The following is a 10,762-nucleotide window of genomic DNA, read 5'->3' as shown; positions in this document are numbered from 1 at the left end:
AAGGCCGCTCCCACAAAGGCCACACTGCCACAAAGGCCGCGGCCCCGTGGGTGTTACTTCTGGACGGCGGCGAAGGCTTCGGCAACCCGTTGCAGGTTGGCCGGGCGCAGGCCGGACATGCATACGCGGCCGCTGTCGATCAGGTACACGCCGAACTCGTCACGCAGGCGACGCACTTGCTCGACGCTGAAGCCGGTGTAGCTGAACATGCCGCGCTGGCGCAGGAAGAACTGGAAGTCCTGGCCCGGCAGCAGCACGGCCAGGGCATCGACCAGCGCCTGGCGCATGTCGAGGATACGCTTGCGCATCACTTCGACTTCCTCGGCCCACTGGGCATTGAGGGCGGCATCGCTCAGCACGCCAGCGACCAGCTGGGCGCCGAAGTTGGGCGGGCTGGAGTAGTTGCGGCGCACGGTAGCCTTGAGCTGGCCGAGCACGCTCTGGGCAGTGGCATCATCGTCACAGACCACCGACAGGCCACCGACCCGCTCGCCGTACAGCGAGAAGATTTTCGAGAACGAGTTGCTGACCAGGCACGGCACACCGGCGCGGGCCATTTCGCGGATGGCGTAGGCATCTTCCACCAGGCCTTCGGCAAAGCCCTGGTAGGCGATGTCGAGGAACGGGATCAGTTGGCGTGCCTTGACCACTTCAACCACTTGTTGCCACTGGTGCTGTTCCAGGTCGGCACCGGTGGGGTTGTGGCAGCACGGGTGCAGCAGCACCACGCTGTTGGCCGGCAGGGTCTGCAGGGTGGCCAGCATGCCATCGAAGTCCACGCCACGGGTGGCCTGGTCGAAGTACGGGTAGGTGTGCACCTTGAAACCGGCACCTTCGAAGATGGCGCGGTGGTTGTCCCAGGTCGGATTGCTGACCCAGACTTCGGACTGCGGGAAGTAGCGCTTGAGGAAGTCGGCACCGACTTTCAGGGCGCCGGAGCCACCCACGGTCTGCACGGTGGCCACGCGCCCGCCGGTCACGGCCGGGTGATCGGCACCGAACAGCAGCGCCTGGATCGCCTGGCGGTAGCTGGCCAGGCCTTCCATCGGCAGGTACAGCGAGGCTTCGTGGTCCTGGCCGGCGATGCGTTTTTCCACCGCATCCACAGCCGCCAGTTGCGGCACCACGCCGGCCTCATCGTAGTACAGGCCGATACTCAGGTTGACCTTGTCGGCGCGCGGGTCGGCCTTGAAGGTTTCCATCAACGAGAGGATCGGGTCGCCGGCATAGGCATCGACATGTTTGAACACAGCGTGCAGCTCCTTGGATCAGGACAGTTCGAAAATGCAGCCCTGAGCATACCCGGAGTGCGGGCTCAGGAACATCAACTATTGTGCAAGGTTGTCTATGCAACATTGCATGGCTGAGGATTGGTGCTGGATTCTTCGCGGGTAAACCCGCTGCCACAGGTCATGCACAATTTTCAAAACCTGTGATAACCCTGTGGGAGCGGGTTTACCCGCGAATGGTTCGGGTCAGCCAAGCAGCTCTTTCAGGCCTTGCAACTCCTGCTCGGTCACCGCCACCCCCTCCTCCTCGGCCACCTCGCGCTCGCGATAACGCCGCTCGCCGGGCATGCGCGTAAGCCCCACCGCCTGCATCTGCTCGACCAGTTCGCGGCTGCGCTGGGCAAACCGCTCGCCCTCGGCCTTGCTCGGGTCGATGACGATGATCAACTGCCCGGTCCACGGCGTCTTCGCCCCTGGGTGCCCCGACCAGTCGAACTCCCAGGAGAAATGCCCGCCGGTCAGCGCCGCCGCCAGCAATTCGACCATCATCGACAGGGCCGAGCCCTTGTGCCCGCCAAATGGCAGCAAGGCGCCGCCTTCCAGAATCGCCTTGGGGTCGGTGGTCGGCTCACCATTGGCATCCACCCCCATGCCCTCCGGCAATTGCTGGCCAGCGCGCGCGGCAATCTGCACGTCGCCATGGGCCATGGCGCTGGTGGCCATGTCGAAGACGATCGGGTCATGTTCCGCGCAGGGTGCGGCAAAGGCGATGGGGTTGGTGCCGAACAGCGGCTTGCGGGCACCGTGCGGCACCACGCAGGTCATGCTGTTGACCACGCTCAGGGCTACCAGGCCTTCGTCGGCGAATGGCTCCACATCCGGCCACAGCGCAGCGAAGTGGTGCGAGTTGTGGATCGCCAGCACGGCGATGCCAGCGTTACGCGCCTTCGCCACCAGAAGTTCACGGGCCGCCGCCAGCGCCGGCTGGGCGAAGCCGCCTGCGGCATCGACGCGAACATAACCGGGCGCCACGTCGCTGACCTTCGGCGCGGCCTGGCCATCGACCCAACCGCTGGCCAGGGTCGAGACATAGCCGGGCATGCGGAACACCCCATGGCTATGGGCACCATCGCGCTGGGCGCTGGCACAGTTGTGGGCCAGCACCCGGGCCACGCTTTCGCTGCAGCCATGGCGCTGGAAGATGCTCTGCAACAAGCCCTGCAGCTCGGTAAAAGGCACACGCACGACGGTGCTGGTGGAAGGTGCGGACATCTGAAGCTCCTTGTTGGAATTGGAATGGCTACAGCGTTGCAACGACAAAAACTTTCCTGCATGTGACAGCTATCTGTCAAATGTTGACTTGATGACAGAAAACAGCCATTTTCTTTCGCAAGCCTGACCCCTGGAGCCTCAGCATGAGCCAACCGATCAAGCAACGCCTGGAAAACAGCCTGGAAGGGGCCGCTGCTTCGGGCCGCAAGATCGCCAGCTACATGCTTGCCAACCTCCATGAACTGCCGTTCCAGACTTCGGCCAGCATTGCCGTCAAGCTGGGCGTCAGCGAATCCAGCGTCGGCCGTTTCTGCCGCTCCTTGGGTTATGCCCACCTCAAGGCGTTGAAGCAAGACCTGCAGAACGACCTGGGCGATGGCCCGTGGTTAGTGGGTGACCGCCTGCAAGATTACCGCCAGAACCAGGACGCCAGCGACAACGCCGGCAGCCTGGAGCTGGAAATCGCCGCCCTGGTGCGCGTGCACGAGTATCGCCAGAGCAGTGCCTGGCACAGCGTTGCGCAACGCCTGGCGAGCAAGCGCCGGGTGTTCATCGCCGGTTTCCAGACCGAGCGCGGCATCGCCATGTGCATGAGCCACCTGCTGCAGTACCTGCGCGACGGCGTGCAACTGGTCGATATCAGTGCCGGGCACTTTGGCGAAGTGTTGCTGGGGCGCGCCGAAGACAGCGCCCTGGTGGTGTTCGAAGCCCGCCGTTATTCCCGCCATGCCCTGCTGTTGTGCCAGAAGGCGCGCGAGGCTGGCATTGCGGTCACCCTGGTGACCGACCCCTTCTGTGACTGGGCCGATGCCAACGCCGACGAGGTGTTCCGCATCCCCACCGAGTTCAACCTGTTCTGGGAGTCCACCTCGACCATGCTGTCGTGGGTGCACCTGATGGTCAACGAGGTCTGCAAGAAGCTCGGGCCGGATGTTGAAAAACGCTTGGAAGCAACTGCCGCTCTACATAACGAATTCGTCGGCTACACCTCGTGGTCGACGGGAAAACAACAATAGCAAGAGTGCAATGAGGTGCGAGATGAACAAGACCATGGCCTTGGTGGGTGCGTGCGCCCTGCTGCTGTCGGGTGCCGCCAGTGCCGAAACCCTGCGCTTCGCCACCGAGGGCGCCTACCCGCCCTTCAACTACGTCGACGCCAATAACCAGTTGCACGGCTTCGACGTCGACATCACCCATGCCCTGTGCGAGCAGATGAAAGTCGAGTGCACACTGGTGGCCCAGGACTGGGAAGGCATTATCCCGGCGCTGATGGCACGCAAGTACGATGCAGTGGTCGCGTCGATGATCAATACCGAAGAACGGCGCAAGAAAATCGCCTTCACCGACCACTACTACCGCACCCCGCTGACCGTTGCCGTAGCCAAGGACAGCAAGATCAACGACGCCCAGACCAACTTCGACGGCTACACCGTTGGCGCTCAGTCGTCGTCCACCCAGGCCATCTACGCCGAAGACGTTTACGCCAAGGCCGGTGCCGACGTGAAACTGTACCCGACCATGGACGAAGCCAACGCCGACCTGGCCGCGGGCCGCCTGGATGGCGTGATTGCCGACAAATTCCCGCTGCACGAGTGGATGACCAAGAACGGCGGGGACTGCTGCAAGATCCTCGGCGACGTGGCCGACACCAAGGCCGATGCTGCCATTGCCGTGCGCAAGGACGACGAAGCCCTGCGCCAGCGCCTGAACGTTGCGCTGCAACAGATCGTGGCCAACGGCACCTACCAGAAGATCGCCAGCAAGTATTTCGCTTTCGATATCTACAACTGATCTTCAGGAAGTTTTGCGCAACCCCTGTGGGAGTGGCCTAGCGTCGCGAAAGGGCCGCACAGCGGCCCCGGCAATCTGTGCAGTTGCATGAATCCTGGGGCCGCTACGCAGCCCTTTCGCGACGCAAAGCCGCTCCCACAGAGATCGCACTACCCGCCCAAGGGGTTTGTCATGCTCGATCAATTGTCCTTGCTGTCCTTCGCCAGCGGAGGCTGGGGCCAGGCGCTGCTGGCCGGCGCGCTGGTCACCGTTTCCCTGGCCCTGGCCTGCCTGCCCATCGGCCTGCCACTGGGTCTGGTGGTCGCCCTTGCCGCACGCTCGCGCAAGCGCTTGCCGCGGGCCTGGGCCACCACCTTCTCCACCGTGTTCCGCGGCCTGCCCGAACTGCTGACACTGCTGATCATCTATTACGGCTGCCAGATCGCCGCGCAGAAGATCCTCGCGGCCATGGGCTACCAGGGCGAGTTCCTGATCAATACCTTCCTCGCCGCGATGATCGCCTTCAGCCTGGTGTTCGCCGCGTTCTCCAGCGAAATCTGGCTGGCAGCCTTCAAGACCCTGCCCAAGGGCCAGCTGGAAGCCTGCTCGGCGCTGGGCCTGAGCAAGCGCACCGGCTTCTTCAAGGTGCTGCTGCCGCAACTGACCCGCATCGCCCTGCCCGGCCTGTCCAACAACTGGCTGTCGCTGCTCAAGGACACCTCGCTGGTATCCACCATCTCGCTGGTCGACCTGATGCGCCAGACCAACCTGGCGGTCAGCGTGACCAAGGAGCCGATGTTCTTCTATGGCGTCGCCTGCCTGGGCTACCTGCTGTTCGCCGCCATTTCCGGGCGTGTGTTCGCCTTCATCGAACGGCGCAGCAACCGCCACCTGCAAGGAGCACGCGCATGAGCTTCGAACAACTGCTGGCGCTGGTCCTCGACCCCGACCTGCTGGACCGCTACGGCCCGCGCTTCCTCGATGGCCTGCTGGTAACCGCCAAGCTGGTGGCGATTTCCTTCAGCCTGGGTGCCGTGCTCGGCCTGTTGCTGGCCCTGGCGCGCATGTCGCGCAGCCTGCTGCTGCAGCGCATGGCCGCCGGCTACGTGTACTTCTTCCGCGGCTCACCGCTGCTGGCCCAGCTGTTCCTGCTGTATTACGGCCTGGGTTCGCTCAAGGGCTTCTGGCAGGACGTCGGCCTGTGGTGGTTCTTCCGCGAAGCGTGGTTCTGCACCCTGCTGGCGTTCACCCTGAACACCGCCGCCTACCAGGCCGAGATCTTCCGCGGCAGCCTGATGGCCGTCGCCCCCGGCCAGCATGAGGCGGCGCGGGCGTTGAACCTGAAGCGCTCGACCACCTTCTTCAAGGTGATCCTGCCACAGTCGCTGCTGGTGGCCATCGGCCCGCTGGGCAACGAACTGATCCTGATGATCAAGGCCAGCGCGATCGCCTCGCTGGTGACCATCTACGACCTGATGGGCGTGACCAAACTGGCCTTCTCGCGCAGTTTCGACTTCCAGATCTACCTGTGGGCCGCGGTGCTCTACCTGCTGATTGTCGAACTGGTGCGGCGCCTGCTGAAACACCTGGAAGCCCGCCTGGGCCGCCACCTGAACTGACCGAAGGATACGTTCCATGCATTGCCAGACCCTTGTCCTCGGCGCCGGCATCGTCGGCGTCAGCACCGCGCTGCACCTGCAGGCCCGCGGGCGCCAGGTGATCCTGATCGACCGCGACGAACCAGGCAGCGGCACCAGCCACGGCAACGCCGGGCTGATCGAGCGTTCCAGCGTGATCCCCTATGCCTTCCCCCGGCAACTGGGCGCGCTGCTGCGCTACGGCCTGAACCGTCAGCCCGATGTGCGCTACAGCCTGCTGCACCTGCCCAAGGCCGCCCCCTGGCTGTGGCGCTATTGGCGCCAGTCGGCCCCCGGGCGCTTGGCCGGGGCCGCTGCCGACATGCTGCCGCTGGTGCAGCGCTGCGTCGAAGAACACGACGCCCTGATCGCTGCCGCTGGCCTGGAAGCGCTGGTGCAGGCCAAAGGCTGGATCGAAGTGTTCCGCGACCCGGCGCTGTTCGAGCAGGCCAAGGCCGACGCCAAGGGCCTGAGCCGATATGGCCTGCAGTTCGAAATCCTCGAATGCGGGCAGTTGCAGGCCCGCGAACATCAGCTGGACGCCAGCGTGGTCGGTGGCATCCACTGGCTCGACCCCAAGACCGTGAACAACCCCGGCGCCCTCACTCGTGGCTACGCCACCCTGTTCATGCAACGCGGCGGGCAGTTCCTGCATGGCGATGCGCGCAGCCTGCGCCAGGTCGACGGCCAATGGCAGGTAGACAGCCGCCGCGGCCCGATCACCGCCAACGAGGTGGTGGCCTGCCTCGGCCCGCAATCGGCCGACCTGTTCAGCGGCCTGGGCTACCAGATCCCGCTGGCGATCAAGCGTGGCTACCACATGCACTACAGCACCCGTGACGGCGCGCAACTGGAGCATTCCATCTGCGACACCCAGGGCGGCTACGTGCTGGCACCAATGGCCCGTGGCGTGCGCCTGACCACCGGCATCGAGTTCGACGCCAGCAGCGCGCCGGGCAACCAGATCCAGCTGGGCCGTTGCGAAGCCCTGGCGCGCAAGCTGTTCCCGGCCCTGGGCGAGCGTCTGGACGATACCCCCTGGCTGGGCCGTCGCCCATGCCTGCCGGACATGCGCCCGGTGATCGGCCCGGCGCCGCGCCACCCGGGGCTGTGGTTCAACTTCGGCCACGCCCACCACGGCCTCACCCTTGGCCCGGTCAGCGGCCGGCTGGTGGCCGAGCTGGTCACCGGCGAACGCCCCTTCACCGACCCCGCGCCCTACAGCGCGACCCGATTCGACTGAACCCCTGCGGGAGAACAACAAGATGACCGCACCATTGAGCCTTGCCACCCTTGCCCCCGAACCCGACCCGCGCCCGGTGCTGATCCGCATCGAAGGCCTGAACAAGCACTACGGCGCCTTCCACGTGCTGCGTGACATCGACCTGCAGGTGCGCGAAGGCGAACGCATCGTGCTGTGCGGGCCGTCCGGCTCGGGCAAGTCGACCCTGATCCGCTGCATCAACCGCCTGGAAGTGGCCCAGCAGGGCAGCATCAAGGTGGATGGCATCGACCTGGCGGCCACCACCCGCGAAGCGGCGCAGGTGCGCAGCGACATCGGCATGGTGTTCCAGCACTTCAACCTGTTCCCGCACATGAGCGTGCTGGACAACTGCCTGCTGGCCCCCACCAGCGTGCGCGGGTTGTCGCGCAAGGACGCCGAAGAGCGGGCGCGCATGTACCTGAAGAAGGTTGGTATCGAAAGCCAGGCACACAAATACCCCAGCCAGTTGTCTGGCGGCCAGCAGCAGCGCGTGGCGATTGCCCGCGCGCTGTGCATGAAGCCACGGATCATGCTGTTTGACGAGCCTACTTCGGCGCTGGACCCGGAGATGGTCGCCGAAGTGCTGGATGTGCTGGTGCAACTGGCCGGCACCGGCATGACCATGCTCTGCGTCACCCATGAAATGGGTTTTGCCCGGCAGGTGGCCGAGCGGGTGCTGTTCCTGGAAGGCGGGCAGATCATCGAAGACAGCCCGCCGCAGGTGTTCTTCAACCAGCCGCGTACCGAGCGTGCCAAGGGGTTCCTGGCGCAGATACTGCACTGACACCTGTACCGGCCTCTTCGCGGGCTCGCCCGCGAAGAGGCCGGTACAGGCGACACCTTCATTGCACCGCTGCAAAGACCCAACTGCATCGTTAAATATTATTGACCACAACCCCCGCCAAACCCACGCCGCAGCAGGCCCGCATCAGTTTCAGCCCCCCAAAACCGGCGCATTCCCCACCCCAAAGCCCTCCCCGGTCGTTTGACATATCGAACGGCTCTGGCAAGCTATCTACAAGCCCCGACCGGAATCGTCGCCTCCGACGAGCCGGCAGTGCTCGGGGCTACAGGTTGCACCCAGGGCCCCGCGCCGTGCACCTGCACAACAACGACAGGCCGAACCTGTCCCAAGGTGACATATGTCCAACAGCAACATTGGCAACAAGCAACCCTCCCTGCGCAAACCCGTCGTCCTGATGACCATGGGCAGCCAAGAGCGCAAAGGCCATGACTACCAGGTCATGACCCACAAATACATCACCCCGCTGGTCGAGTTTTCCGATTGCGTCCCGGTGCTGGTGCCCACCTGCTGCGGCATCGAGGACCTCGAGACCTATCTGGACATGGCCGACGGCGTGTACCTGACCGGCGCCGGCAGCAACATCGACCCGGCCCTGTACGGCCAGGAGAACGAGACCCCCGGCAAAGGCCAGGACAAGAACCGCGACCTGTTCGACATCCCGCTGGTCAAGGCGGCGATCAAGCGTGGCCTGCCAATCTTCGGCATCTGCCGTGGCATGCAGGAAATCAACGTGGCCCTGGGTGGCGACATCTACCAGAAGGTGTACGCCGAGCCTGGCTTCAACGACCACCGGGAAAACCCGGAAGACCCGGTCGAGGTGCAATACGCCCAGGTGCACGGCGTGAAGATCAAGCCGGACAGCTGGTTGCGTGACACCCTGGGTACCGACGAGATTCGCGTCAACTCGCTGCATGGCCAGGGCCTGCACAAGCTCGGCGCCGGCATCGAGGCCATCGCCCATGCCGAAGACGGCCTGGTCGAGGCGATCCATGCCCCGAGCATTTCGCCGTTCCTGTTCGCCGTGCAGTGGCACCCGGAGTGGCAAGCGGCGAAGAACCCGGATTCGGTCAAGATCTTCCAGGCATTCGGCGACGCTTGCCGCGCCCAGGTACGCAAGGCGCAGATCAAGCGCCAGCATGCTGCCTGACCTTCAGTTTCCTCTGCTTTGATCGCGGGGCGGCGCAAGGCCGCCCCCGTTTTCCCCGGTCACCCTCTGCTGGTCCCAGAACACTTCCCGTGGAAACGGGCGGCGGGCTTGTGCCTGTCTCCGCGATCGTTTTTTCCTACCCCACCAAGAGATACGATGACTGATCGCAGCAAGTCTGCCCGACCGGTGTCGAGGTGTGTGATGCGATGGTGCACGCTGGACCTTACCCGGCCACCTCGGATGCACGCGGCACGTCGGTCGGCACCCTGGCCATCGACCGCTTCCTGGGCCCGGTGTGCTACCAGAACCACCCGCAGGCGCTGTTGCCCGAGGCACTGCGTGACGGCGCGATCTGACTGATTGCCTGAAACAGCAAAGCCCCGCGCATTTTTGGCTGTACCGGCGTCGCCGGGGCGATACGCAATGCGGTATTTGTAGGTGTCCGCAGACGACTCCCCAGCACTGAAAAAACACTGGAAATACTGGCCCCACGCAGGCGCAAGCCTGTACTGTGCGGTTTCACGCTCATCCATGGAAGGAAACCACAGCATGAAACCCCTCGAACGCCTGTTGCTCTCCAGCGGCCTGCTGATCCCACTTTGGCTGCTGGCAGGCGTATGGTTCACCGCCCAAGCCTACCCCGGCTACAACCACCTGCAACAGGCCATGAGCCAGCTCGGCGCCGTCGGTTCGCCGACCCAGAATTGGTCGCCGCTGGTCAATAACTTCCCCCTCGCCATACTGTTTGCGCTGTTTGCCTGGGGCCTGGCACGACGTTGGCGTGGCTCGAAGCTGGCGTTGCTGAGTGCGGCGTTGGTGCTGCTGCATGGCCTGGGCAGCCTGGGCACCGGCTGGTTTCCCTGCGACCAAGGTTGCGCACCGGCACAGCCTTCCCGGTCACAGCAACTGCACAACCTGTCCGGCCTGCTGATGTTCTTCTCGCTTACCCTGGCCAGTGCCCTGTGGGCCTGGCTGGGCAATCGCATTGCCGGGTCCTGGGCACTGGCGCTGTTTTCCCTGGCCTGCGTGGTACTGGCGATCATCACCGTCGCGCTCATGGGCCACGCCGCACAAAACGGCCAGTTGTTCGGCCTGTACCAGCGCCTGAACTACGGTGTATCGGTGATCTGGGTCGCCAGCCTGGCCTGGACCAGCCTGCGCACACCCGTCTCCAGCCCGTTGCCCATGGCCACAACCTGACGGCAAATTGCTGGCCCCCAGCGTCTTCAAGCGAAGGCAAACTTCGTTTTCCTTCAGATGCTTAGGACAGCAACATGCGAGTACTTCTAGCAACGATGGCCGGCTGCCTGCTGGCCACGCTCGCTTTCGGCGCCCAGGCACGGGCGTTGAGCCAGAACGATCGCCACACCTGCGGCTGGGGCGCGCAGATAGCCGCCGAGGCCCAGCAGGCCAAGCTTTCCGGGGTAACCTTGTATGCCACGCGCAAGAAGCTGCAGGTGCGCAAATTTCCCAAACCGTGGATGCGCATGACCGCCTTCGGTATTACCGAGCAGACCTATAACAGCCGCTCGCGGCTCAAACCTGCAGCGATCAAGCAGACCTATTACGAGCAGTGCGTGCAGCATGCGGTAGCAAGGCGATAAAGCTCTCAAAAGATTGCCCAGCCCTTTGGGATGC

At 64.2% G+C, this 10,762-nt stretch carries 11 protein-coding genes and 1 pseudogene; 10 read left to right on the top strand and 2 right to left on the bottom strand.

The genetic code is table 11. The features are described 5' to 3' along the window. Positions 1 to 53: 53 nt before the first annotated feature. Both M2S36_RS12945 and M2S36_RS12940 read right to left on the bottom strand, forming a co-directional pair. The gene (locus tag M2S36_RS12945) at positions 54 to 1,250 is read right to left on the bottom strand and encodes an amino acid aminotransferase (RefSeq protein ID WP_063915003.1); all 1,197 of its coding nucleotides are present in this window, start codon (positions 1,248 to 1,250) and stop codon (positions 54 to 56) included. A gap of 225 nt (positions 1,251 to 1,475) precedes the next feature. Then, the gene (locus tag M2S36_RS12940; RefSeq protein WP_207837711.1) at positions 1,476 to 2,501 is read right to left on the bottom strand and encodes an Ldh family oxidoreductase; all 1,026 of its coding nucleotides are present in this window, start codon (positions 2,499 to 2,501) and stop codon (positions 1,476 to 1,478) included. Positions 2,502 to 2,644: 143 nt separating this feature from the next. On the opposite strand from M2S36_RS12940, the gene M2S36_RS12935 reads away from it, so the two are divergent. The 10 genes and pseudogenes from M2S36_RS12935 (at position 2,645) to M2S36_RS12890 (ending at position 10,728) form a co-directional block, all read left to right on the top strand. Then, positions 2,645 to 3,517 (top strand): MurR/RpiR family transcriptional regulator, encoded by an 873-nt coding sequence (locus M2S36_RS12935; RefSeq protein ID WP_233688275.1) that lies wholly within the window; start codon positions 2,645 to 2,647, stop codon positions 3,515 to 3,517. 22 nt (positions 3,518 to 3,539) lie between these two features. Beyond that, complete coding sequence (locus tag M2S36_RS12930; RefSeq protein ID WP_233688274.1) at positions 3,540 to 4,292, top strand: transporter substrate-binding domain-containing protein; 753 nt, start codon at positions 3,540 to 3,542, stop codon at positions 4,290 to 4,292. A 171-nt stretch (positions 4,293 to 4,463) separates the two neighbouring features. Next, positions 4,464 to 5,183 carry an ABC transporter permease gene (locus M2S36_RS12925; RefSeq protein ID WP_004376260.1) on the top strand — a complete coding sequence of 240 codons (720 nt, stop codon included), beginning with the start codon at positions 4,464 to 4,466 and terminating at the stop codon, positions 5,181 to 5,183. Next, positions 5,180 to 5,890, top strand: coding sequence for an ABC transporter permease (locus M2S36_RS12920; RefSeq protein ID WP_025338833.1), 711 nt, complete (start codon positions 5,180 to 5,182; stop codon positions 5,888 to 5,890). Before M2S36_RS12925 ends, M2S36_RS12920 begins: the two co-directional genes overlap by 4 nt. A gap of 16 nt (positions 5,891 to 5,906) precedes the next feature. Next, positions 5,907 to 7,151, top strand: a complete 1,245-nt coding sequence (locus tag M2S36_RS12915) for an NAD(P)/FAD-dependent oxidoreductase (RefSeq protein WP_207837702.1) — start codon at positions 5,907 to 5,909, stop codon at positions 7,149 to 7,151. 22 nt (positions 7,152 to 7,173) lie between these two features. Next, on the top strand, positions 7,174 to 7,956 hold the full coding sequence (locus tag M2S36_RS12910) for an amino acid ABC transporter ATP-binding protein (RefSeq protein ID WP_063914997.1): 783 nt from the start codon (positions 7,174 to 7,176) through the stop codon (positions 7,954 to 7,956). A 358-nt stretch (positions 7,957 to 8,314) separates the two neighbouring features. Further along, positions 8,315 to 9,124, top strand: coding sequence for a gamma-glutamyl-gamma-aminobutyrate hydrolase family protein (locus tag M2S36_RS12905; RefSeq protein ID WP_207837762.1), 810 nt, complete (start codon positions 8,315 to 8,317; stop codon positions 9,122 to 9,124). A gap of 179 nt (positions 9,125 to 9,303) precedes the next feature. Then, positions 9,304 to 9,480: pseudogene (locus M2S36_RS12900) on the top strand (aldehyde dehydrogenase (NADP(+))); the annotation flags it as partial. A 193-nt stretch (positions 9,481 to 9,673) separates the two neighbouring features. Continuing rightward, positions 9,674 to 10,324 carry a DUF998 domain-containing protein gene (locus M2S36_RS12895; protein ID WP_233694434.1) on the top strand — a complete coding sequence of 217 codons (651 nt, stop codon included), beginning with the start codon at positions 9,674 to 9,676 and terminating at the stop codon, positions 10,322 to 10,324. Between the two features lie 74 nt (positions 10,325 to 10,398). Next, positions 10,399 to 10,728, top strand: coding sequence for a hypothetical protein (locus tag M2S36_RS12890; RefSeq protein ID WP_063914989.1), 330 nt, complete (start codon positions 10,399 to 10,401; stop codon positions 10,726 to 10,728). Positions 10,729 to 10,762: the final 34 nt, after the last annotated feature.

Origin of the sequence: Pseudomonas sp. SF2, assembly GCF_036858055.1 — a bacterium.
Classification (GTDB): domain Bacteria; phylum Pseudomonadota; class Gammaproteobacteria; order Pseudomonadales; family Pseudomonadaceae; genus Aquipseudomonas.
This window is presented reverse-complemented; position numbering and strand designations above follow the sequence as displayed.

Excerpts from the sequence above, each read along its gene's own strand:
- M2S36_RS12935 (WP_233688275.1), top strand. The coding sequence starts at position 2,645 with ATGAGCCAACCGATCAAGCAACGCCTGGAAAACAGCCTGGAAGGGGCC.
- M2S36_RS12905 (WP_207837762.1), top strand. The coding sequence starts at position 8,315 with ATGTCCAACAGCAACATTGGCAACAAGCAACCCTCCCTGCGCAAACCC.
- M2S36_RS12930 (WP_233688274.1), top strand. The coding sequence starts at position 3,540 with ATGAACAAGACCATGGCCTTGGTGGGTGCGTGCGCCCTGCTGCTGTCG.
- M2S36_RS12895 (WP_233694434.1), top strand. The coding sequence starts at position 9,674 with ATGAAACCCCTCGAACGCCTGTTGCTCTCCAGCGGCCTGCTGATCCCA.
- M2S36_RS12910 (WP_063914997.1), top strand. The coding sequence starts at position 7,174 with ATGACCGCACCATTGAGCCTTGCCACCCTTGCCCCCGAACCCGACCCG.
- M2S36_RS12915 (WP_207837702.1), top strand. The coding sequence starts at position 5,907 with ATGCATTGCCAGACCCTTGTCCTCGGCGCCGGCATCGTCGGCGTCAGC.
- M2S36_RS12920 (WP_025338833.1), top strand. The coding sequence starts at position 5,180 with ATGAGCTTCGAACAACTGCTGGCGCTGGTCCTCGACCCCGACCTGCTG.
- M2S36_RS12890 (WP_063914989.1), top strand. The coding sequence starts at position 10,399 with ATGCGAGTACTTCTAGCAACGATGGCCGGCTGCCTGCTGGCCACGCTC.
- M2S36_RS12925 (WP_004376260.1), top strand. The coding sequence starts at position 4,464 with ATGCTCGATCAATTGTCCTTGCTGTCCTTCGCCAGCGGAGGCTGGGGC.
- M2S36_RS12940 (WP_207837711.1), bottom strand. The coding sequence starts at position 2,501 with ATGTCCGCACCTTCCACCAGCACCGTCGTGCGTGTGCCTTTTACCGAG.